At 58.7% G+C, this 24,185-nt stretch carries 20 protein-coding genes; 3 read left to right on the top strand and 17 right to left on the bottom strand.

The features are described from left to right. Positions 1-101: 101 nt before the first annotated feature. The 4 genes from NZK35_RS26115 to NZK35_RS26100 all read right to left on the bottom strand — a co-directional run bounded on the left by NZK35_RS26115 (position 102) and on the right by NZK35_RS26100 (position 7,166). Entirely contained in the window at positions 102-1,424 is a 1,323-nt protein-coding gene (locus NZK35_RS26115; protein WP_259635462.1) for a DUF1501 domain-containing protein, read from the bottom strand. 65 nt (positions 1,425-1,489) lie between these two features. Beyond that, a complete protein-coding gene (locus NZK35_RS26110; protein ID WP_259635461.1) occupies positions 1,490-3,913 on the bottom strand; it encodes a PSD1 and planctomycete cytochrome C domain-containing protein in 2,424 nt (807 codons plus the stop codon). A 317-nt stretch (positions 3,914-4,230) separates the two neighbouring features. Beyond that, positions 4,231-5,724 carry a protoporphyrinogen oxidase gene (gene hemG / locus NZK35_RS26105; protein WP_259635460.1) on the bottom strand — a complete coding sequence of 498 codons (1,494 nt, stop codon included), beginning with the start codon at positions 5,722-5,724 and terminating at the stop codon, positions 4,231-4,233. Positions 5,725-5,813: 89 nt separating this feature from the next. Further along, complete coding sequence (locus NZK35_RS26100) at positions 5,814-7,166, bottom strand: hypothetical protein (RefSeq protein ID WP_259635459.1); 1,353 nt, start codon at positions 7,164-7,166, stop codon at positions 5,814-5,816. Positions 7,167-7,355: 189 nt separating this feature from the next. Here NZK35_RS26100 and NZK35_RS26095 point away from each other — a divergent pair, with 189 nt between their 5' ends. Further along, positions 7,356-8,288, top strand: coding sequence for a ferredoxin--NADP reductase (locus NZK35_RS26095; protein ID WP_259635458.1), 933 nt, complete (start codon positions 7,356-7,358; stop codon positions 8,286-8,288). Positions 8,289-8,384: 96 nt separating this feature from the next. Further along, a complete protein-coding gene (locus tag NZK35_RS26090; protein ID WP_259635457.1) occupies positions 8,385-9,698 on the top strand; it encodes a glucose-1-phosphate adenylyltransferase in 1,314 nt (437 codons plus the stop codon). 398 nt (positions 9,699-10,096) lie between these two features. On the opposite strand, the gene NZK35_RS26085 is transcribed toward NZK35_RS26090, so the two are convergent. The 13 genes from NZK35_RS26085 to NZK35_RS26025 form a co-directional block, all read right to left on the bottom strand. Beyond that, the gene (locus tag NZK35_RS26085; RefSeq protein WP_259635456.1) at positions 10,097-11,560 is read right to left on the bottom strand and encodes an NADH-quinone oxidoreductase subunit N; all 1,464 of its coding nucleotides are present in this window, start codon (positions 11,558-11,560) and stop codon (positions 10,097-10,099) included. A gap of 31 nt (positions 11,561-11,591) precedes the next feature. Beyond that, a complete protein-coding gene (locus NZK35_RS26080) occupies positions 11,592-13,106 on the bottom strand; it encodes a complex I subunit 4 family protein (RefSeq protein ID WP_259635455.1) in 1,515 nt (504 codons plus the stop codon). A gap of 27 nt (positions 13,107-13,133) precedes the next feature. Continuing rightward, the gene (gene nuoL, locus NZK35_RS26075) at positions 13,134-15,098 is read right to left on the bottom strand and encodes an NADH-quinone oxidoreductase subunit L (protein WP_259635454.1); all 1,965 of its coding nucleotides are present in this window, start codon (positions 15,096-15,098) and stop codon (positions 13,134-13,136) included. Next, on the bottom strand, positions 15,095-15,430 hold the full coding sequence (gene nuoK / locus NZK35_RS26070; RefSeq protein WP_259635453.1) for an NADH-quinone oxidoreductase subunit NuoK: 336 nt from the start codon (positions 15,428-15,430) through the stop codon (positions 15,095-15,097). The genes nuoL and nuoK overlap by 4 nt, the downstream gene beginning before the upstream one ends. Positions 15,431-15,472: 42 nt before the next feature. After that, a complete protein-coding gene (locus tag NZK35_RS26065) occupies positions 15,473-16,009 on the bottom strand; it encodes an NADH-quinone oxidoreductase subunit J family protein (RefSeq protein WP_259635452.1) in 537 nt (178 codons plus the stop codon). After that, entirely contained in the window at positions 16,002-16,700 is a 699-nt protein-coding gene (locus NZK35_RS26060) for a 4Fe-4S binding protein (protein ID WP_259635451.1), read from the bottom strand. The genes NZK35_RS26065 and NZK35_RS26060 overlap by 8 nt, the downstream gene beginning before the upstream one ends. 13 nt (positions 16,701-16,713) lie before the next feature. Then, on the bottom strand, positions 16,714-17,871 hold the full coding sequence (gene nuoH, locus NZK35_RS26055) for an NADH-quinone oxidoreductase subunit NuoH (protein WP_259635450.1): 1,158 nt from the start codon (positions 17,869-17,871) through the stop codon (positions 16,714-16,716). Between the two features lie 16 nt (positions 17,872-17,887). Beyond that, entirely contained in the window at positions 17,888-19,048 is a 1,161-nt protein-coding gene (locus NZK35_RS26050; RefSeq protein WP_259635449.1) for an NADH-quinone oxidoreductase subunit D, read from the bottom strand. Next, positions 19,045-19,512: an NADH-quinone oxidoreductase subunit C gene (locus tag NZK35_RS26045; protein WP_259635448.1), complete on the bottom strand. Its 468-nt coding sequence runs from the start codon at positions 19,510-19,512 to the stop codon at positions 19,045-19,047. The genes NZK35_RS26050 and NZK35_RS26045 overlap by 4 nt, the downstream gene beginning before the upstream one ends. Continuing rightward, a complete protein-coding gene (gene nuoB, locus NZK35_RS26040; RefSeq protein WP_259635447.1) occupies positions 19,502-20,221 on the bottom strand; it encodes an NADH-quinone oxidoreductase subunit B in 720 nt (239 codons plus the stop codon). The genes NZK35_RS26045 and nuoB overlap by 11 nt, the downstream gene beginning before the upstream one ends. Next, positions 20,209-20,562 carry an NADH-quinone oxidoreductase subunit A gene (locus NZK35_RS26035; RefSeq protein WP_259635446.1) on the bottom strand — a complete coding sequence of 118 codons (354 nt, stop codon included), beginning with the start codon at positions 20,560-20,562 and terminating at the stop codon, positions 20,209-20,211. The genes nuoB and NZK35_RS26035 overlap by 13 nt, the downstream gene beginning before the upstream one ends. Before the next feature lie 148 nt (positions 20,563-20,710). Further along, positions 20,711-22,141 carry an NADPH-dependent glutamate synthase gene (gene gltA / locus NZK35_RS26030; RefSeq protein ID WP_259635445.1) on the bottom strand — a complete coding sequence of 477 codons (1,431 nt, stop codon included), beginning with the start codon at positions 22,139-22,141 and terminating at the stop codon, positions 20,711-20,713. Between the two features lie 53 nt (positions 22,142-22,194). Then, positions 22,195-23,094 (bottom strand): sulfide/dihydroorotate dehydrogenase-like FAD/NAD-binding protein, encoded by a 900-nt coding sequence (locus tag NZK35_RS26025; protein WP_259635444.1) that lies wholly within the window; start codon positions 23,092-23,094, stop codon positions 22,195-22,197. Between the two features lie 592 nt (positions 23,095-23,686). On the opposite strand from NZK35_RS26025, the gene NZK35_RS26020 reads away from it, so the two are divergent. After that, positions 23,687-24,019 carry a hypothetical protein gene (locus tag NZK35_RS26020; protein ID WP_259635443.1) on the top strand — a complete coding sequence of 111 codons (333 nt, stop codon included), beginning with the start codon at positions 23,687-23,689 and terminating at the stop codon, positions 24,017-24,019. The last annotated feature ends 166 nt before the right edge of the window (positions 24,020-24,185 follow it).

The raw sequence follows: 24,185 nt of genomic DNA, 5'->3' as shown, positions 1-24,185 counted from the left end.
CGCTGGCATTGTCCGCTGGGATCGACAAGCCCGCCACGCCAAAGGTTCACCTCAACACCAGCAAATCGAAAACCGCGTCACTGGCCATCACACCCCCACCATCACGCGATCAAATCCCGCACGATCCGCCCGTGGACATCGGTCAAACGGAAATCGCGGCCGGCGTGACGGAAGGTCAGCTTTTCGTGGTTGATGCCCAACTGGTGCAACATCGTGGCGTGCAAATCGTGGACTTCGACGGGATCTTCGACCGTGTATTTTCCGATCTCGTCGGTCGCGCCATGCACGTGCCCCCCCTTGAACCCGCCACCGGCCAGCCACACGCTGAAGCAATCGCGATGATGACCGCGCCCATTTTTTCCTTCTTTCGTCGGCGTCCGCCCGAACTCGGTCGCCCACAACACGATCGTGTCCTTCAACATGCCCCGCTGACGCAGGTCGGAAATCAATGCCGCGGTCGGCTGGTCGACGTTGCGGGCCAGATCCGCATGCTCGTTCATCTCGCCGTGTGAATCCCAATTCGGCCGCGATCCGGTATCGATCAATTCAATAAAGCGAACGCCGCGTTCGGCCAGACGACGGGCGACCAAACACTGCCAGGCAAAATCCGCCCCCGGTCCTTTGACGTTGCGGTCCAATCCGTACAGCCGTCGAACGTGCTCCGGTTCCTGTTCGACGTCAAACGCCTCGGGCGCCGCTTGCTGCATCTGAAACGCCGTCTCGAATGACTTGATCCGGGCCGCCAACGCGCTGTCGTGTGGACGCTGACGGGCATGGCGTTGATTGAATTGATCCACCAGATCGAATTCCAAATCTTGCAACTGTCCCGTCTTGCCCGGTGGATTCAGGTTGGCGATCGGGTTCTTCCCCGGCAACACGCGTGTGCCCTGATGGAACGCCGGCAGAAAATCACTGGCGTAGACCTGGGTGCCGCCGTACGGCAAATGGGGCGCGATGACGATGAAACTGGGGAGGTTCTGATTGACCGTTCCCAGTCCGTAGCTGATCCATGACCCCATGCTCGGCCGGGCAAAGGTCGGCGATCCGGTGTGCATCCCCAGTGTGGCTTCGGAGTGATCAAAGTGCGACGCTTTCATCGACCGGATCAGACAGATTTCGTCCATCACGTCACGGACATGCGGGAAGATATCGCTGACCAGCGTGCCGCATTTCTGATTCGGCTTGGCACCGAATAGATTGCCCATCAATCGATCTTTACCGCTACCGTCACGCCCCCCGCTGGTCGGTTTGGGATCGAACGTGTCGATGTGCGAAACACCGCCTGTGGCATAAATGAAGATCACGTTCTTTGCGGTCGGGCGGTGATGCGTCGCCTTGGGACCGAGCGGATCAGACTGGTCGGCCAACAACTGCGACACGATGCCCGGCATCATCAACGAACCGCCGACCATCGATCGTATCATCGTTCGCCGATCCAGATTTGAATGCAACATCAATGGAGACCCGAGGCAAAGGAAGGTGTGTGGCGTTAATCCAGGTACAAGAATTCGTTCAACCGGAACAAGCTGCGGACCAGACTGGCCCACGCCTGGCGTTCTTGATCAACGCCGTCACCGACGCGACCGGCAACGTTTTCCAAGTGGGCCAGCAACAGCTGCGTTTCGTCGCTGGTCGGGGGACGACACAAGACGGTGCGGAAGGCAAATTCGACTCGCGACTGCGTGTCGCCCGGATGTTTCAGCACCGCGTCGGCAAACCGTGTCGATTGCTCATGTAAAAATTGGTCGTTGGCGAAATACAATGCCTGCAGCGCGGTGATCGACTGGTCACGGTGACTGGTACAGGCATTCGGATCGGGGCCGTCGAAGGTCTGAAAGTACGCCCCGGCCGTCAAACGTTTGGTCATCAAATAGACGCTGCGTTTGTTGCTGGGGTAGTCGTCGTTGAAAGGATGGTGTTGGGTGTATTTCCATTGCTCGCGTGGCGGAAAAGGATACGGCTCGGTTTGTGGCGTCAGATCGAGCGAGCCGGCGATCATCAGCACGGTGTCACGAATCGATTCGGCGTCCAAACGCTGTCGATTGAACCGCCAGTGCAATTGGTTGTTGGGATCGTGTGCCAGATTCTCGGGCACGCTGGCACTGGCCAGTGCGTAGGTGCGGGACGTCATGATGCGTCGCTGCAGGTGCTTGAGCGACCAACCGCTGTTGATGAAATCGGTGGCCAGCCAATCGAGCAACTGGGGATGCGTCGGCGCTTCACCACGCAGTCCGAAATCACTGGTGGTAGGGACAATCCCTGTGCCGAAGTGTCGCTGCCAAACCCGATTGACGATCACACGGGCGGTCAACGGGTTTTCCGGATGCGTGATCCACTGTGCCAACTGTTTGCGACCACTGGTGGATGGGGCAAGGTCGCGATCAAGCTTCCAGCCGCCCAGGATTTCGGGAAACCCTCGCGGGACTTCGGCGCCCGGACGTGTGGGTTCTCCCTTGATCTGAATCTGCGCGTCCACCGCGTTGGCATCCGCGACGGCGTAGGCACTGGGAATTACCGGCAAGTGTCGCAAGTGTTCGGCAAGCGCTTCGCCGGCCTTGCGAGCCTTGATCAGCATGCCATCCAACTCGTCGCGCATTTTCCGCTGCTGTTCCAGCGTGCTTTCTTTCTCACGCCGGGCGTTGTCTTGTGCTTTCGCTTCGCAACGATCCAAATGCTGTTGCAGCTCGGCGACCAGCCTGTCCGTTTCCGGTTGAAACTTGCCAAGCCTTGCTTGCGTTTCGGCTTGGTCAAGCAAACTGACAAAGTCGCGTTGTGTTTGAAACAATTCAATTCCGGGGAACGGATACCGCGTGCTGGCAAAGATTCCGTACAACGCGTAGTAGTCGCGGGTGCTGACGGGGTCGAATTTGTGATCGTGACAACGGGCACACGCCAGGGTCAGCCCCATCATCGTGCGACCGACGTTGTCAATCGTGTCTTCGATCGTCAAATGCCAAGGATAGCGTTCGACCAAGGATCCGAATCGCCGGGCCATCGCCAAGTAACCGGTCGCAATCGTCTGGCGGTTGCGATCGGAAAGCGACGATGCGGGCAACAGATCGCCGGCGATCTGCTCGGCGATAAACCGATCATACGGCAGGTCATCGTTGAGCGAATCGATGATGTAATTGCGATACAGATACGCTTGCGGAATCGGAAAATCGGAATTGTCTCCGGCGGTGTCGGCGTACCGCACCCAATCCATCCAGTGCCTTCCCCAACGCTGACCATAAGCCGGCCGCCCCAGCAGCTCGTCGACAAGTTCCGCCATCGCATCGGCTGTGCCGACCGCAGCGACGCGGTCGGCGAACGCATCGACTTCCTCGATCGTCGGCGGCAATCCCGTCAGCCCATACGTCGCCCTGCGGACCAACACGATCGGCGGAGCATCATCGACGACCGCCAACCCCGCCGCTTCACGTCGTGCTTGGATAAATCGATCCAGATCGCCTCGCGGCCAGTTGGGGTCGTCGACGGGTGGCGCTGAGACTGAACGGATCGGCTGAAACGCCCAATGATCAATTTCAATGGTTGTTCCGTCAGACGCTTCATCCCCCGCCGTCCACGCCGCCCCCGAATGAATCCAACGTTCCAGCAGTTCAATTTCAGCGGCGGACAATCGATCACCTTCAGGAGGCATTCGGTCGTCTTCGTCGCTCGACTTGACCCGCGCCAACAGCCCACTTTCATCGGGCTTTCCACGAACAACCGCTACCGTGCCCGAATCCGCTTCGGCCAGCGCGTCGCTGGATCGATCCAGTCGCAGCCCGCCGTTTTGCTCCTCCGGTCCATGGCATTCGATGCAGTGCCGCTGGAACAGAGGTTGGATCTGATGCGCGAAATCCACACGATCGTCAGCAACTACCGGGATCGCGGCCAGACCGACTAGGCCGGTGAGTAACAGACGGATCATGGAATCACAATCGTCCAAAAAAAGGCGTGGGGCAGTTTGTAGGTCGTGGATGGTACAGAGTTCTTATCACACTCCCCCTCGGCATTCGTGCCAACACAACTTAAGAAACCCTCCCTGGCAGGGAGGGTCGAGCGCAGCGAGGGGAGGGTCGATTGGTCGTGACGGAGTAATTTCGAGCCACAACGAACGCTCCCCGGCCGCTCGTACCTCGCGTCCGACCCTCCCTGGCAGTGAGGGTGACTTCGAACACTGCACGACCTTCACGGAGGGGAGGTGGGTTACAGGGCATCCAACAGTGTACCGCAATCCCGCCGAACTCAACTGGCCCCACTGATTTTTCTCGCCATCGCTTTCCCCGCCGCGATCACCGGGGCGATCCCGACACCGCCGAGCGCGTTGCTGACCAGATGCAGGTTTGGGATCTGATCCATGGCCCGCTGGATCGACTCCACACGTTTGAGATGGCCGACATGATACTGGGGCATCGCATTGTTCCAACGCACCACACGGGCGAGCGTTTCCGTTCCCGTCATGCCGATCAGGTCGGCAAGCTCGCCGCGAACCATTTCGACGATCTCGTCGTCGGACTGCTCCAGCAGTTCAGGCTGCAATGCGCCGCCGACAAAGACGCGAATGATCGTGTGATCGTCGGGGCAGCGGATCGGATACTTGTGACTGGCGAAGCTGACCGCCAAGATCTTTCGGTTTTCGATTTGGGGAACCACGAAGCCGAACTGGTTGGGCAGTCGAGCGATCTGAGACTTCGGCACGCACAGGACGACGATCGCGGTCGACGCCGACTCGATCGTTGACAGCGCCTCGGCGGCGATTTCGCAGGCCGTCTGAACGGCTTGCCCGGTCACCGTGCTCAGCAGCCGCGCCGAGACAGCGGCGGGCGTGGCCAACACGACTTCGTCAAAAGATTCCGCGCCCTGATCGGACTGAATCTCCCAGGGACGTGCCCGATCGTCGCTGAAGTGCAAGGCGTTGATCGGCGTTTCGGTCTGAATCGACTGCTCTCCGAGAGCCGCGGCAAGCGTGTCGATCAACTGCTTCATTCCGTCGGGAAAGCCACGGAATTTCTCGTACCTTGCCCCGGCGCTGTTCCGTTCGGTCCGATCCTTGTTTTCACGCCGCCGGGCGAGCGTCGCCTGGGCCAATGAGCCGTGTTTTTCGACCATCGCGACCATCGGAGCCATCGTCGCCCTCATGCTCAATTTTTCGATGTCGGCGGTGTAGATCCCGGCGACCAGAGGGCCGACCAGCCGATCGAGCACCTCGGCGCCCATGCGATGGCGGACGAATTCCGCGACACTGATGTCGTCGGTCCCATCGTCCGCGCTCAGCTGACGGTTGACGAAACGTTCGGCCAAAAAACGCAGCTTCCCGGGGACCGACAACAAGGGCGTGGTGACCATTTGCCAAAGCTTCGTCGCCCGCATCAAGACAAAGCCGTCGGGGATCGGCACCAGCTTGCCGCGATGCACGATCATCGCGCCGGCTCGCGTGGTGTCGGGAACGATCAATTGGTCCGCGACTCCCAGATCGCGACACAGCTCGATGGCGGCCGGCGGCTCGGTGGCAAACATGTCGGCGCCGTGATCGATCACAAAGCAGCCATGATGGTCCGTTTCGATCCGCTCGGTGTCGATCACTCCGCCGAGTCGCGACGACGACTCGCAAAGCTTGACGATCGCGTCGGGCAAGAAACGTTTCAAATAATACGCGGTGGCCAGTCCGGAGAGGCCACCGCCGATCACCGCAATCCGTTGAGGAAACGAGCGTGACCTCGACTCCGACTTATCGTCCATCACCGTCCCGTTCCATCATCAGTTCCGAAGCACACGAGCGAAGTTGCGGTGTCATGGCGCGCGTCAAACGCGCCCTCTCGGTAACGCGTTTAGAATTCGTCCATGTCCATTTCCATCTCCATCTCCATCTCCATGTCCATGTCCATCTCCATTTCCATCTCCATGTCGTAGTCGCTGCCGTACTCGTTGTAGCCGCCTCCATAGGGGTTCATCCCGCGACGATTTCCGATGCCGAAGGATTGCATCTGGGCGACCAGGGGAGCGGCCATGGCGAACCAGCCATCCATCGCCGAGTGAAACTCTCGAGCCGACTCGGCCGCCAGCGCCGGTTGCAGGATCGGGTCCAACATCATCGGCACCATCTGTGCGGGACCGCCGGCCAGCAGCGAACCGTCCGCGGTCCCGGCCAACGCGTCTTCCCACTTCTTCATCGCTTCGGCCCATGCTTCGGCCTCCGAATCGGCCGGCAACCACATCCCATCGACGGTGATGAAGTTCACCGTCTGCTTGGTCTCACCATTGGTGATTTCCACCGTCGCTTTCCCGTCTTTTTCCTCTTTGACTTCATACGAGGAGGGCTCGATTCCCAACATTTGCATCTGTTCGTTCATCGCGGCGATGTGTGGTGCCAGCCGCGTATCCAACCCAACCAGCCAGGTCCGCAAAGGCGTGGAGGCGAGTTCGTCGAGTTTCAATTGGTCGGGATCCAAGCCGTCGCGGATCAGCCCGCCGATCGACAGCAGCACCGATTTCAGCGTGTCCCGCGCATCGGCATCGATCGCCTGCAGTCGCGGGTGAGAAAAGAACCAGCGTTGGCGAGTCACCACCAGATCACCGACCGAGTGAACCGAACCGAGGATCTGACGCATGCCTTGCCTGTCCAGCTTGGCAACGCTGGCACGCAACAGGCGTTCCAGGTCGTTCTGATAATTCAGCGGCAGGGAGTCGAACGCGGCGATCAGCCCGTGCCCGTTCTTATTCTGTTGGTCCAGCCATTCGAGCTGGGCGAGCAGGCCGCCGGAGGAATTGAGTCGCTGGTAGGGTGGCGGGGTCGGGGGGGCCGGCAGCGGCGTCGGCGCCGGTGCGGCGGCCTCTTTGGCGTCGGCCAGAATTTGTTGTCGCAACTCGGCCCGACGACGGCTCTGCTCTTCTCCTAACCGCCGAGCCTGGATGCGGCTGTCGGCGATCAGGTTATCGACGCTGACGGTGACCCGCCGCGGACCGGGCAATTCCAACACGACGTTGTTGCCCCACAGTCCGATGAATTCCGCCTCGACCGTGCTGGAGCCGTCCAAACTGGTCCAGCGTTCGGCTGCCACAGCGGGGCTGGTGGAACCGACCAATCCGCTGGTGAAGGTGAAAAGGGCTGCGATTCCGGGCCAAACGATCGCGTGTCGGAGCGCAACCTTGGCGTGGCGGCGAAAATCGATGCTGAGTGGCATTTTGAAAAGTCTCACGACTTTGAGGAGGCGAAACAAGAACGCGGGGCACTGGGCGACGCAGGGCCCAAGAGTTCAGTATATTGCGAGAGCGGTTTGAATACTGCGGCATTTTTTCAGGGTTTGCGAATTTGCAGCCCCTGCATCGTACCCCCGGAGAAACACGTGCCCGACTCGGGAAACCCATCAGAAATGGACTTCGACGCGCTGCGAAAGCGGCATTACAACGCGACCATCATCGACCGAATCGATTGCCACGAGAATCTGACTCGATTTCGGATCCGCCCCGATGACGGCGTCCCGAATTTCCAAGCCGGTCAATACGTCACGCTCGGGCTCGGCAACTGGGAACCGCGTCTGGAGGGCACCCAGGACGAGAACCTGCCGGAAAAAAAACTCACCCGTGTGGTCAAACGCGCCTATTCGATCTCCTGCCCGCTGCTCGATGACGACCATCATCTGGCACCGATTCATACGGTCGACTACATGGAATTCTATGTCGTCCTTGTGCGGGAGGCGGGCAGCCCCGGCAAAGCCCCTCCGGCACTGACGCCACGACTTTTCTGTCTGGGCAAGGGGGATCGGATCGCGATCGGAAAAAAAATCGTCGGCACGTACACGCTCGGTCAGATTCGGCCCGACGCCACCGTCCTGATGCTGTCGACCGGAACGGGAGAGGCCCCGCACAATGCGATGACAGCGGCCTTGCTCGACGCCGGACACCAAGGCCGCATCATCAATGCCTGCTGTGTCCGCTACCGACGTGACTTGGCGTATCACGCGCAACATCGTTTATTGATGGATCAATTTCCCAATTATCGCTACCTGCCCTGCACCACTCGCGAAGACATCAACCTGGATCCCGGTTTGCCCGGCTATGTCGGCAAGCAATACATCCAAGAAGTTTTCACCAGTGGTCAACTTGCCGCGGCCGCCGACGACCCGCTTTCGCCCACCAACACGCATGTCTTTTTGTGTGGCAATCCGGACATGATCGGATACGTTCCGCCGGGAGCCCCCACGCCAAAAAAGCCGGGCATGTTGCCGTTGCTCGAAGCGGCGGGTTTTCGTCACGAAATCCACGGCCAAGGTCCCGGCAGGATTCATTTCGAAAAATATTGGTAGCCGCTGGAACCTTTCCCGCGTCCGTCGCGTGCGTTAGAACGGTGGAACAATGACCCGCAGTCGAATCCGATCCCCCTTTCCTATTCCCCAATCGTCATGACTTCCCACTCCGACTACCCGATGGACCTGTCCAAAAATACGATCGCACTGATTCTTGGCGGCGGTCGCGGAACGCGACTCTTTCCGCTGACCAAGATCCGTGCCAAACCCGCGGTCCCGCTGGCGGGCAAGTACCGACTGATCGACATCCCGATTTCCAACTGCATCAACAGCGGACTGCGTCGCGTTTTCGTCTTGACGCAATTCCTCTCGGTCAGCCTGCACCGCCACCTCCGCCAAACCTATCGCTTCGATCAATTCACCGGCGGTTTTGTCGAACTGCTGGCCGCACAGCAAACCGTCGATGCCGGAACCGATTGGTACCAGGGAACCGCCGACGCCGTCCGCAAAAACCTGCGTTACATCGACCAGCCCGAGATCGAACACATCCTGATCCTGTCCGGCGACCAACTGTATCGGATGGATTTTCGCGACATGATGAAGTCGCACATCGATTCCGGAGCCGATGCAACCATCGCCGGAATCCCGGTCGACCGCAAAGACGCCGCCGCACTGGGAATCATGCAACTCGACGACGACGGCCGTGTGACCGGATTCGTCGAGAAACCCCAAACGGAAGAAGAACTGGCCAAGGTTCGTATGGATCCGGCTTGGATCGACGCCCGTGGGATTCCCAGCAAGGGACGCGATTGTCTGGCCAGTATGGGCCTGTACATCTTCAAGAAAGAGGTCATGGTGGACCTGCTGCACGGCAACGATCACTCAGACTTCGGCAAGGAAGTCTTTCCCGCGGCCATCGACAAACGCAAAGTCCAAGTGCACCTGTTTGACGGCTACTGGGAAGACATCGGAACCATCCGCGCGTTTTACGAAGCCAACCTTTCGCTGGCCAGCAAGACGCCGCCGTTCCAACTCGGCAGCGTCGACGCCCCGATCTACAGCCGCCCGCGTTTTCTGCCGCCCACGGTCGTCGGCGACAACGTCACCATCCGTGGCAGCCTGATCGCCGACGGTTGCCACATCGGACACAACGTCACGATCGAGCACAGCGTGATCGGCCTTCGCACCAAGATCGGCGACAACGTCACGATCAAAAACAGCGTCGTCATGGGTGCCGATTACATCGAAGACCCCGACACCTTGACGCCGGGCCAAATCCCGGTCGGAATCGGCGACAACAGCGTCATCAGCGGCGCGATTCTGGACAAGAACTCGCGCGTCGGAACCGACGTCACCATCACAAATGCCGAAAACGTCGATTCACTCGGCGAGGACGAACCCTTGCAAGTCCGCGACGGAATCTCGATCGTCATCAAGAACGGATCCGTACTCAACGGAACCAAGTTCTAAACGGATCACAGCACGCGGACGGACTATCCCTGCGATGCGGCTTGCAGTTCAAGCGAGCCGCGACGCGTCAGCGAAGCCCACGTCTCGATGTCACCCTCCCTGGCAGGGAGGGTCGAGCGCAGCGAGGGGAGGGTCGATTGTTTGTGACGGAGTGATGTCGAGCCACAACGAACTCTCCCCGGCCGCTCGTCTATCGCGTCCGACCCTCCCTGAGGGACGTCAATCGTATAGGTGACGGATTTGATCGTAGCAGAAAACGCTAAGACTTTCGCCGCCGACCCTCTCTGGCGTTTGCTTGCTGCGCAAACGCCGTCTCTCCCAGAGGGAGAGACTCAATCGGTTGCCAAAAACTGCAGCAAAAGAATCGACGTTCCCTGCCGCACGCGATGCGGAACCCATCATTCTGCCATCCCTCCCCTGATTCCCGCCACGGCGATCCAATTGTGCGTCTGTTCGTAAATCGTTTCGTAGAAAAACGGAACGATCCCCAACACCACCATCAGCACGGTGGAAACGGCTAACGCCGTGACGATCGACGCCGACGCACGAATCGGTGGATCGTCACCCAAACCCGGCTCGATGTACATCTGCCGGACGATCCGCAGATAATAGTACAGCGAAATGGTGGAATTGACGGCAGCCACGGCGACCAACCAATGAAACCCCGCCTTGGATGCCACGCTGAACAAAAAGAACTTGCCGACGAACCCCGACAGCGGCGGGATCCCGGCCAAGCTGAACAGCCCCAACATCATCACCAACGCGATCCATGGATTCGTCCGCGATAGCCCGCGATAGTCCTCGATTTCCTCGCGGCCGGTTTCATTCAAATAGAAAACGAGGACGCCAAAAACGACCATGTTGGTGACCACGTAGACCAACATGTAATACACCATGCTCGGGGCACCGCTGGGGTCCAGGAACCCCATGATCAGATAGCCCGCCTGGGAGATCGCACTAAACGCCATGAAGCGTTTGACGTTGGCTTGCACCACGGCCACCAGATTGCCCAAGGTCATCGTCACCGCCGCCAACACCGCAAGCGCCATCGAGACGTCCAACAGAACATTCCCCAGCACGCGGTAAAACAACTGGAACATGAACGCCAATCCGGCCGCCTTGGACGCCACCGACAAGTACGCCGCCACCGGAAGCGGCGCACCGCGATACACATCGGCCGCCCACATGTGGAACGGCACCAGCGTCAGCTTGAATCCGACCCCGACCACCACCATCGCAATCGCCAACTTTGTTGCCGGCCCAAAACTCAAGTTGTCGCCCATGGTGAACAGGTCCACCGATCCGGATAGCCCATACAGCAGACCGAGTCCGAACAGCACCACGGCCGACGACGTCGCGCCCAGAATGATGTACTTCAATCCGGCTTCGCATGACAGCGGATCGTCGCGCCGCCAGGCGACCAGGGCGAACAGCGGAATCGTCGCCAGTTCCAGACAGACATACAGATTGATCAGATTCGTCGCCGAAATCAGGAACATCGATCCGACCAGATTGAACAAGACCACCGTGTAAAACTCGCCCCGATGAATCAGCACACGGTTTTGCCCCGGCACGATCTTGAACCGGCCGTTGAGCAGGTCGGCCGACAGCAACACCGTCAACAGCCCCGCCAACAAGAACGAGACCTTGAACCATCCGGCCACGCCATCAAAGAGAAACTGGCCGCCCAAGAAATTGCCATCGCCTTGAATCATCAGATAAACGACAGCGGCCAGCGCGATGGACAACCCTAACAAGCACACCGGAGTTTGCAGCACTCGCTGCCGCGGCGGCAGAAACATCTCCATGCCGAGCACCGCGAACGCTGTGACGACGACAATGATTTCCGGTTGGATATACATGGGATCAATAGGGGTGGTGTCGCCGGAGGTCCTAAAAACGATTCGCGATCGGAACGATCGCATGCTCAATCAGATCGATCAGCACGGGCGGGTACATCCCAACGACTGCTAACGTTGCGACCAGGATTCCGGTGCACAATTTTTCGGGGATTGTCGCATCCTGCATCTGGCTGAACTCTGACTTGGTCATCGGCCCTTGAAACACACGGCTCAGGCCACGCAACACGTAAACGGCCGTGACGACAATCGAGGAGGTCGCGAGCAGCGTACAGATTCGCATCGTTGTCGAATCGACCCAAGGGTTGCCAAAAAAGCCGCCTAGAAAAACGGTCGACTCGGCGACGAAACCGGACAACCCCGGCAGCCCCAGCGACGCCAACCCGGCGATGTAAAAACTGGTCGCCAACCAGGGGATCCGTTTGGAAAGCCCCCCCATCTTCGTCAGGTCACGCGTCTTGGAGCGACCATAGACCATTCCGATCAGACCGAAGAACAACCCCGTCATGATCCCGTGACTAAACATCTGAATCACGGCACCTTTGAATCCCATCAAATTCAGCGAACAAAGTCCGAACAGGACGAAGCCACAGTGACTGACCGACGAATAGGCTGTGAAATACTTCAAATCGGTTTGCCGAATCGCCGCGTACGCCCCGTACACGATATTGATCGTCGTCAGCACCAGAAAGAAAAGCGCCCACTGTTTCGCCCCCTCGGGCATCAGGTACACGGCAACTCTCAACACGCCGTAACCGCCCAATTTCATCAGCACCCCGGCATGTAACATCGACACCGCCGTCGGCGCCGATGCGTGACCATCCGGCGACCAGGTGTGAAACGGAAACAGCGCGCCCAGCACACCGAAGCCGACAAACACGCACGGAAACACCCACTGCTGCAAGTCACGCGAATAATCAACCATCGCCAACTTGTTCAAGTCAAACGTCTGCGATCCGGCCGCGTGGTACAGCGCAAGCATTCCAACCAAGACCAACGCCGAGCCCACCATCAGCATCAACGTCAACTTCATCGCAGAATACTCTTTCCGCCCGGTCCCCCACACGCCGATCAACAGATACATCGGCAACACGGCGACTTCGTAGAACAGAAAGAACAGGAACAGATCGACGCTGATGAACACGCCAAAGACGCCCGTGACCAACACCAATAGAAACGCGTAGAACTCACGCGACCGTTCTTTGACCTCCCAGCTCGCCAGCACACCCGTGAAAATGATGATCGCCGTCAGTACGATCATCGCCATCGCGATCCCGTCCACGCCGACGTGGTACTCGATCCCCATGCTCTTGAACCAGGGAACCGATTGCTCGAATTCCATCTGCGAAATCGTCAACATCGACGCATCGCCGCCGCGCTGCAGCACCGCCTGCATGTAGGACACGCTCATCACCAACGACAGCGCAAGGACCACTCCCGTTCCAAACAACGCAACCCAACGCCGCACGTACCATTTGGAATCGGGGGTCGCAACAACGGCCAACGCCGTCGCAAACGGAATCAAGATCAGCAGACTTAACCAACTCATCCGAGCCTTTTTCCTTGCTCAACAGAGCTACCGTTGAACGAGCCACAAAAACAGCAGGACCAAAATCGTCCCGTTGATCATCCAAATCCCGTATGTCTGAACCTGCCCGGTCTGCAGAACGTTCAACCGAGCTCCGACCCAACGCACCACCGTCGCCGATAAATTCATCACCGCATCGACCACATGGCGATCGAACCAAGCCGCCGGCGCCGCAATGAATCGAAAAATCATCTTCGTCACGAACAGATAGACTTCATCGATGTAGAACTTGTTCTGAACCAGACGATAAATGCCGCCCATCGATTCAGCCATCGTCTGCGCCCGATTCGCCTGCCCACCGTAGAGCCAAAATGCGGACCCGATCCCGACCACCGCGGCCGCCACCGACAACCCCATCACCAACAGATGAGCGTGGAGTTCCACACCGGGCAAAACGAACTGCGAGACGGCAATCCAGCCGCCGCAAACGGACATCACCCCGAGCACCACCAGCGGGATCGTCATGATCGGCGGGGACTCGTGAGCCTTCGCCGCGCCGTCGGATTTGTGTCCCCCAAGGAACGTCAAAATGTAAACACGAAACATGTAAAAGGCAGTCAACGCAGCCACGAACAGCCCCACTCCGAATATCAGATGGTGCTCCCCATCCAACGCGGCACCCAAAATCTCATCCTTCGAAAAGAAACCGGCCAACGGCGGCACACCGGCAATCGCGATCGTGGCGATCAAGAACGTCGCATGGGTCAACGGCATCTTCTTTCGCAGCCCTCCCATCTCCGCCACGTCATTGCTGTGAACGGCATGGATCACCGAACCGGCCCCCAAGAACAGCAGCGCCTTGAAGAACGCGTGTGTGAACAAATGAAACATCGCGGCGCCCAGCCCGGCTGGGTGTTCTGCCGACGCGACGCCTAATGCCAGCATCATGTATCCGATCTGGCTGAGGGTTGAGAATGCAAGCACCCGTTTGATGTCAGTCTGGGTGCACGCGATCAAAGCGGAAAACAGGCAAGTGATGCAACCGACGGCGGCGACGACGTCGAGCGCATCTCCCGACGCCGCGAAACCAGGAAACAGCCTGGCCACCAAATAAACGCCGGCGACGACCATCGTCGCCGCATGAATCAGTGCCGAAACGGGCGTCGGCCCGGCCATCGCATCGGGCAACCAAACATGCAGCGGAAACATCGCGCTTTTTCCCGCCGCACCGATGAACACCAACAACATCGCAACGGTCAGCAGATCGAGCCCCAAAACCCCGGGCTGATCTTTCAGATGCGCCAACACCGGCTCCGAATTGATCGTGGCGAAATCCAACGCCTGCACCGCGGACGCCGATTGGACCGCCGCGGCGGTGACGCCGCCCCATTCCGCATCGACGATCCACTGGTGGACGAAAAAACCGAGTACCAAAATCCCCGCCAGGAAGAACAGATCGGCAAACCGGGTGACGATGAACGCCTTCTTCGACGCCGCGATCGCTTCGGGCAACGTGTAATAAAACCCGATCAGCAGGAAGGAACTCACTCCGACCAGCTCCCAAAACACGTACATCTGCAACAGGTTCGGCGCCAGCACCAAACCCAACATGCTGAACGTGAACAAACTCAGGAACACGAAGTACCGTGAATACCCTTCATCGCCCGCCATGTAGCCGATCGAATAAACGTGAACCAGCAGGCTGACGCTCGTCACCACGAACAGCAACAACAGCGAGATCGGATCGATCAGCGTCCCGAGTGAAACGACCAAATGATCCTGATACCGTAGCCATTCGATGCTCCACGTCACCGCTGACGCCCCCGCTTCGGCCGAACTCAGGTACGCGAGCCCCAATCCGCACGTCAGTAGGAACGCCGTTCCGATCGCAACCGATCCGATGATTCCGGCGAAACGAGCATTTGAGCCGGTCGCGAACAAACCGATCAACAGGATGGAGATCAACGGCAAGGCCGGAATCATCCAGGCATTTTCGAATAGGAATCCGGTCACGACGCGCTGTTCCCCTGATCGCAAATGTGGTTGGCCTGCGTCACATCCAACGTATGCCGGTGTCGGTAAAACGACACGAAGATCGCCAACGCGACCACCGCCTCGGCCGCCGCAGCGGCAACGATGAACAACACCAGCACCTGACCATCGACATCGTCCGACGCGACAAAACGATTGAAAATCAGGATGTTGAGGATCGCCGAATTCAGCGTCATTTCGATCGACAACAAAACACCGACGGCATTACGGCGTGTGAAGATGCCGTACAGGCCGATCGAAAACAGCAGCGCCGAAAGCGTCAGCCAATGCGTGATCGTAGGAGTTGGAAACATGTGGAAAGCCCGACGGCGGAGTGTTTTGAGCGGCAATCGTTGTTAGGTATCTTCTGGATCATGTTTGCGAGCGATCACGATGCCACCGATCAGTGCGGCCAAAAGCAACAACGAGATCACTTCGAACGGCACGATGTATCCGTCGCGTTCATTGCTCAACAACTTGCGACCGATGGCGTGAACATCTTCATGAGACACGGCCAAGTCTTCCGCGGTCGCGGGCGGAAAGTCCGTGTGCACATAGACCGACAGCGTGACCACAAAAAACGCCGTCGCCACCACACCTCCCATCACGCGGCGGGCGGCGCTCGGTCGTTGTTCGAACGTATGCCCTTCGCTGGTCATCATGATCGCGAACAGCAGCAGCACGACGATGCCGCCGATGAAGACCAACACTTGAATCCCGGCGATAAACTCGAATCCCAGCACCAGGGTCAGCCCGGCGCTCGATCCCAGCACACCGATCAGGCAAACCGCCGATCGCAGCAGACGCCGCCCGAGCACGACACCGAGCGCCAAGGCAATCGATGCGACCGCAAAGAAGTAGAAGAAAAGGGTCGCGACTGTCCCGTCATACATCGGTCGGTTTCTCTACGTCCAACTTGGGAATTCCGTCCATTTCGCCGCCGCACATCGGAACCGGGCCCTGATACTTTTTCATCGGCTTCATTTGCGCCTTGGCCAGTTCGTCATCCTCGAGCTTGTCGAGCTGACCGGCGGTCGGACCGGCGTATTCGTTCAAGTTGAACACCAGCAGACGCCGGTCGTACACCGACGACTCAAAATCACCGGTCATTTCCAGCGTGTCGAACGGACAAACGAGAACACAAATATTACAGAACGTGCACGTGTCCTGGCGCCAGATGAATTGATCCAGCGCCGGTTTACCGGTCGCCTCGTTCTTTTTGTCCTTGGTGATGATAATCGATGCGTTCGGGCACAGGCGTTCACAGATCTGGCAGGCGGTGCAACCGTGCTCGCCTTCCTCGTTGTGGATCAACGACAGTCGACCACGATACCGCTCGAACATCTCCAGCGTCTCGCGATTCTCGGGGTACTGTTGCGTCACCACCGTTGACGGACGCCGGAAGTAACTGAGCGTCGTCAGCAAGCCCCGCACGATGCCCTTGAACGACAACCACAGAATCGAACGCAGGCCGCGTTTCTGCCCCATGATCGACGGGCGCGGTGCGACACACTCTGATTTCAGTTCGCCGAAATCGATCGGAGGGCATTCGGTTTCCGTCGGGACCGGTGTGGTCGTCGTCATGGCTAGCCGTCATTCATGTCGCGGAAGGGAAAAAATACAATCCGGTCAGCACAACCGTTGCCGCCAAAATGAGATTGGCAAACCCGATCGGCAAAAGCACCTTCCACTCCAGTCGCATCAATTGATCCATCCGAAGCCGTGGAAAGGTCCAGCGGAACCACATCAAAATAAAAATCAGCGTCGCACATTTGCTTCCGAACCAAAACATCGGCGAGATCACCGGAGGCAGCAGGTCCATCACGCTATTGAAACCTTCGTAGTTTCCGACATGGAACGGCAACCAACCGCCGAAGAAAAAGGTCACCGCCAGCGCCGAGAACACGAACAGGTTGGCGAATTCGGCGAGAAAGAAAAACGAAAATCGCAATCCGCTGTATTCGGTGTGGTAGCCGCCGGTCAATTCGCTCTCGCCCTCGGGCAAATCGAAGGGCGTCCGATTCAGCTCCGCGGTGGACGCGATCACGTACAGGCAAAACGCGACGATCGCGACGCCATGCCCCCTCCAAATCCACCATCCTTGTTGTTGACTTTCAATGATTTCGGAAACCTTCAAGGTGCCCGAAAACAGAACGACCACCAACAGCGCGATGGTCAGCGAGACCTCGTAGGAAATCATCTGCGCGCCGGCTCGCATCGCCCCCAACAGCGACCACTTGTTGTTGCTGCTCCAACCACCCATCAGAATGCCCATCACGCCCAAACCGCTGACCGCCGCGATGTAAACCACCCCCACATTCATGTCGACGACCTGAATGCCCGGCGCCAGCGGGACGATCGCCAACAATAAAATCGTCGCCGTGATGCTGAAGATCGGTGCACCAATGAAGATCACCTTGTCGCCGTGGCCGGGTTCGATCCCCTCCTTGAACAACAGCTTGATGCCATCGGCCAGCGACTGTAGCACGCCGTGCGGACCGACCCGCATCGGTCCCAATCGACATTGAAAGTGCCCAGCTACCTTGCGCTCGATGTAACTCATCACCAAACCCAGCACGGAAACCGCGGTGAGCACGGCGACCAACCCGATCACGATGTACAGCACCGCCCCCCAGACGCCCGACTCCAGCGCCCGACTGGCACGGTCGGCCAACGACATCGCCGGCGCGACAAACACATCGCTCGTGTGAACTGACAGCGTCAGTGAAAGTTGATTCAACAAAGCATCTGCCACGACGATGGGATTCTCCTTATCGATCGATGTCTGGGATGACCAGATCCAGAGAGGACATCGCCCCGATCAATGAGGCGATGTAGTCGCCCTTGATCATCGGCTCGAGACACCACAAGTTATTGAAGTTCGGAGAGCGATAGTGCATCCGATACGGCTCGTCCTTCTTGTCTGACACGATGAACACGCCCAAGATCCCGCGTGCCGTTTCCAACTGGCTATAGTAGCGTCCTTCCGGAATCTTGATCTTGGAATTCAGTTTCTTGACCAGAAAATCGCCCGGCGGAATGTTATCGAGCAGCTGCTCGACGATGTTCATCGACTGCCGCATCTCCTCCACCCGCACCCAGTAGCGGTCCCAACTGTCACCGATCGTGCCGACGGGCACCTCAAAGTCCGCCTGATCGTAGACGCCGTAAGGGTGATCTTTCCGCAAGTCGAATGCGACGCCCGACCCGCGCAGAACCGGCCCGGTGGCCCCGTATTGGACCGCCGTTTGCGGCGACAGTATGCCGACGTTGCGAAGCCGTTCTTGGATGATGACGTTGTTGGTCAACAGGTCATCGTATTCGTCCAACTTGGGGCGGAAGTACTTGATGAACTCTTTGACCCGATGGACAAAATTCGGGTGAATGTCTGCCATCAAACCGCCGGGCAACACATAGTTCATCGTCAGCCGGGCACCGACCGTCTCTTCCATCACATCGTTGAGGACCTCGCGATCACGGATCCCGTACAGGAATGGCGTGAACGCCCCCAAATCCATCCCCAACACGCCCCACCACAACTGATGGCTCTGAATCCGTTCCAGTTCGGCGAAGATCGTGCGGATGGTTTGAATCCGTGAATTGACCTCGATCCCCGCCGCTTCTTCAACCGCCTTGGACACCGCCCAGTTGTTCATGATCGACGACAGGTAATCCATCCGGTCGGTCAGATGGACACAATTCATGTAGTTCATGTGCTCGGAGATCTTCTCGATGCTGCGGTGGATGTAACCGAGCACGGGGATACACCGAAGCACCCTTTCGCCGTCCAACTTCAACACCAGCCGCAACACGCCGTGGGTCGACGGGTGCTGGGGTCCCATGTTGACGAAATACTCTTGGGTGTCCGGCGAACGGTCGTCGCCGCTGGCCTGCTCCACGAGTTCCTTCAGTGACGAAACTTCTACGGTCATCTTGGCCTGTCGAGCATAAAGTCGTCTTGGTAGTCCTTGCGCAAGGGAAATCCGACCCAATCGTCTTCCAGGAACAGTCTTCTGAGATCTGGATGATCGTCGTACAACACGCCGAACAGGTCGTAGACTTCCCGTTCCTGCCACTCCGCCACCGGGTGCACACGACAGAGCGTCGGCACGCGAGGGTCCTCCCGCGGGACAAACACGCTGACGGAAAGAAAGTGTTTGTGCTTGAAGGAGTAGAGCTGATAGATTAGCTCGAACTGTCCGCGGTCGATCCAATCGACCGCCACGTGATCAAGCAATTGGGCGAACGCAAACTGAGGCTGGTCGCGGAGACGGCGAACGATCGCCGGCAAGGCACTCGCCTCGACGATAACCGCCGCACGGTCGGCGTTCGCGTCCAAGGGACTGACGGTCGAGTCGAGTTCACAAACGGCCGCTTGCAGGGCTTCACGCTCCATCACCCGCCCCGCGTTCGTTCGCCCCGCTGTCTCCGGAGCTGCTTTCGTTCAATCCGCTCGGCCATTTGAGTTTGTCGACGGCATGCTGGACGTCGACCACGTTCTCCTTGACGAGCAACTCCTTCATCTCCCCCTGAATATCTTCCAACGTGATCCCTTCGGGCAGCGCGCTGATGACGGGTTTGCGGCGTACCCCGGGCTCGCGAATCGTCTCGCCTTCCTTGATCATTTTCTGCAACGTCAACAAGCCGTGGAACAACTGCTCGGGACGCGGGGGACAACCGGGAACGTAAACGTCGACGGGAATGATCTCGTCGGCCCCCCGCACGGTCGTGTAGGAATGATAGATGAACGGGCCGCCGGAAATCGTGCAGGCGCCCGTCGCGATCACGTACCTCGGCTCCGCCATCTGCTCGTACAACGTCCGCAACCGCGGAGCCATCCGTTTCACGATCGTACCGGCCAGAATCAATAAATCGGCTTGCCGCGGAGACGGCCGCGCGACCTCGGCACCGAATCGAGCCAAATCGTGTCGCGGTCCTCCCGTGGCCATCAACATCTCGATCGCGCAGCAACTCGTGCCGAACGTCAACGGCCAGAGGCTGCTGGCACGGGCCCAGTTGATGATCTCGTCAAACCGGGTCACCAAGACATTGCCGCCGGGCACCTTTTCCAGTGCACCGGGAAGCTTGTCCGTTACGATTCCCATTCCAGAACCCCTTTTTTCCAGGCATACGCCAGGCCGACGACCAGAACAAGGACAAACATCACGACCTCGATCAGCCCGATCAATCCGAGTTCGCGAAGCACGACGGCCCAAGGAAACAAAAACGCCGCTTCAACATCGAACACCAAGAACAAGATCGCAAACAAATAGTAGGCAACGTTGAAATTGATCGACGAGGATCCGATCGTTTCCTCGCCACATTCATACGGTGACTGCTTGATCTTCGTCGGGTTCCGCGGCGCCAACAAGTAGGACGCAAAGATACCGCCAAGTACCATCGCGATCCCCAGCACGACGAACAGAAAGACAAATAGATAGTCCATGTCTGGTAATTGCACTCGGCAACCAAAGTGGAACGACAACAAGACCGACGGTGCCTGCATCCAATCCGCTGGACGGTTCTCAGTGAAGTGACGCCCACCCTTATCTTACCCGTTCCCCTCTCGACAATCTACAGACGTACCGAAACGACTACCACTGTCCCGTTTCCAGGTACTCGTGCATCGACCGCGCCGCCACCCGACCGGCGCCCATGGCCAAGATGACCGTGGCGGCACCGCTGACGATATCGCCGCCGGCGAACACGCCGCGTTTGTTGGTCCGCAACGTCTCTTCATCGGCAACGATGTAGCCCCATTTGTTGGTCGCCATGTCCGGTGTGGTCGACTGCACCAACGGATTGGCGCCGGTGCCAATGGCGACGACTGCCATGTCGATCGGCATCACAAATTCAGAGCCTTCAATCGGGACCGGACGCCGACGCCCTGATTCGTCTGCCTCGCCGAGTTCCATCTTGACCAACTTGACTCCGGTTAAATTGCCTTCCTCGTTACCGACGAACTCCAGCGGGTTGTGCAGGTTCATGAACTGCACGCCTTCGTCCTTGGCATGGTGCACCTCTTCGCCGCGGGCCGGCATCTCCTCCTCGCCGCGGCGATAGATGATGTAGGCGTTCTTTGCGCCCAGTCGCAACGCGGACCGAACCGAATCCATCGCCGTGTTTCCGCCGCCGACGATCGCCACGTTGCGGCCACGACAATCATAAATCGGTGAATCGTATTGATCAGGATCGTAGGCCTTCATCAGGTTCACTCGCGTCAAAAACTCGTTTGCCGAGTAGACGCCGGCCAACTGCTCACCGGGTATGTTCATGAACTTCGGCAGCCCCGCCCCGGTGGCGATGAACACCGCATCGTAGCCTTCCTCATTGAACAGCTCGTCGATGGTGACCGTCTTGCCAATGACGACGTTGGTTTGGAAGTCGATGCCCATCGCCCGCATGTTCTCGACTTCTTGCCGAACGATTTCCTTGGGCAACCGAAACTCGGGGATGCCATAGATCAACACGCCGCCGATTTCGTGAAGGGCCTCGAACACGGTCACCTCATGGCCTTTCAGCGACAGGTCGCCGGCGCAGCTCAATCCCGCCGGCCCGCTGCCGACGATCGCAACTTTCTTGCCCGTCAGCGGTGCCCGCTCGGGAAGCCCCACTTGACCCGTCTGGCGTTCGTAATCGGCCACAAATCGCTCGATGTGCCCGATCGCCAACGAATTAAATCGCCTGGCCAACACGCACGCGCCTTCGCATTGGTTCTCCTGGGGACAAACACGCCCCGTGACCGCCGGCAACACGTTGTCTTCACGCAGCTTGGCGGCTGCGGACAGGTACTCACCCTCGCGCACCAAATCGACGACTTCACGGATCTGCACGCCCACCGGACAGCCGTGCGTGCACTTCGGATCGGCACAGGTCAAACAACGTTGGGACTCGCGCTGGGCGATCGCTTCGGTCAAGCCCAAGTTGACTTCGTCAAAGTTATGCGCCCGCTGGCAAGCCTCCTGTTCGGGCATGACCTGGCGAGGAATTTTGGTGCGTTGCTTGGGAGGAAGTTTATCAACCATTGATCAGAATCTGTATGGTGCGTAGATGACGTCTGACGTGTGACCTTTGACTTTCAAACCGTCCGTGGACCGACTTCCGGAAACTTCTGCTCCATGTGGCAATGGTGAGCTTCCTCCAGGTCGTGCGTCGGATCGGCCTCGAATGCTTCCAACGATTCCTGTTCGCGATCGCGGTACATCTTGTTCCGCTGGATCAGATTAGTGAAATCGACTTGATGCGCGTCAAACTCCGGCCCATCGACACAGGCGAATTTGCATTCCTTGCCGACATACACCCGACAGCCGCCGCACATGCCGGTGCCATCGACCATGATCGGGTTCAAACTGACGATGGTCGGAATCTGATGCGGGCGAGTGACCTCGGCGACCGCCCGCATCATCGGGATCGGACCGATCGCCAACACGTGATCGATCGTTCGCCCCTGATCGATCAACGCTTGCAACTTCTGCGTGACGAAGCCGTGTTCACCGTAGCTGCCGTCGTCGGTCATCAAATAAAGTTCGTCGCTGGTCGCGCGAACCTCATCTTCCAAAATCAACAACGACTGATTGCGGGCACCGACGATCGTGATCACGTGGTTGCCGGCCTGTTTCATCGCGACCGCGGTTGGGTAGGCGATGGCTGTCCCCACGCCCCCCCCGATGACGACGACCGTGCCGAACTTCTTGATCTCCGACGGCTCGCCCAAGGGGCCGACGACGTCCAAGATCGAATCACCGGCTTCGAGCTGATTGAGCAGTCGCGTCGTCTTGCCGACCCCCTGAACGATGATCGTGATCGTCCCCTGCTCGACGTCCGAGTCGGCAATCGTCAACGGGATTCGCTCACCGTGCTCGTGGATCCGGACGATCACAAACTGCCCCGCCTGCCGCTTGCGGGCAATCCGAGGTGCTTCGACGCGGAACAACTTGACATCGCCAGAGAGAAAGCGAGATTCTTTGATGGGAAACATTGTGACAAACGATTTGGGAATCCTGGCCTGGCTGTGTTGAAATCGACCGCGCTGCTTGCACCGCAAATTCCGTGCCCCCAATCGACGAAGCGTTTCGACGCATCCCGCATCGTCGCAATCATGCACCCGTTGAGCTGAAACGGTTGATCGTCACCACACTCTCCAAAACGTGCCCGGCCCGCCACACGACGGCGGCAGCGGCGCCGCCATTGAAGCAGCTCCGACCGCTTTGGCCCCGGAATCCCAGCCAGACACCCTGTGCCCCGACGCTGTGCAGCATTTTTTAGCGGTAGGGCGCGAGCCCTCCGGTGTTTTGGCCATGAGGAAGAACCGGAGGGCTCGCGCGCTGCCGCTAAAACCTAAACAAACACAGGGAAAGAATGCTTCACAGCGTTACCTGTGCCCCCGCGGAACCAGCCTCGCCGCCAAGCGTGCCTTTCCGCACACAGCCGACCGAACTGTGCGAACGTTCAAAAAAGACGGCCCCTGGGCCCTCGGACCGAAGGTGTCACCCGGTCGGCGATGAGATGTTTAGCCGAGGAAGACCGATTCCTCGGCCGATTTCCATCACCGCCCAACGGGAGACACCGCCATGACCAAGTACTTCGTCCAATCAGGAACACTTCGCACCACCGTCCAAGCCGAATCGTCTCGCAAGGCGGCACTGTGGGCGGTCCATCAAGCTATGCAGCAGGTCCTGCCGGTCGACGACACCGACGGCAAATCGGCTGAATCAAAAACGGAGTCGGCGGCCAGTGGCGGGATTCGCGTGATGGATGAGATCGTCCGCGTCAGTGAATTCGGTTTCGACCGCGAGGACGCACCGGTGCTTTCCACGATGGAAGTCGTCCGCCAATGGAATGAGATGTTCGCGGCGCTGGACCGCTTGCAACGGATGCTGCACGAAGGTGCCGTGGCGGCGTGACCATGCCGTCAGTCATCCGCTCGGCACGCAAGGTGTTAGCGGAACGGCGCGAGCGGGCTGTCGTTCTTGTGAGCCGCGACGCGTAAGCGGCCGGGCACTGCGACGCTGCCCGAGGCCTTACGGCCAGCGGCTCACCATTGACTCAGCAGATCCCGACTAAATCGAC

Source organism: Stieleria sedimenti, from assembly GCF_025060895.1.
GTDB lineage: Bacteria > Planctomycetota > Planctomycetia > Pirellulales > Pirellulaceae > Stieleria > Stieleria sedimenti.
Note: the sequence above shows the minus strand (reverse complement) of the source record. Positions and strands in the feature narration are given on the sequence as shown.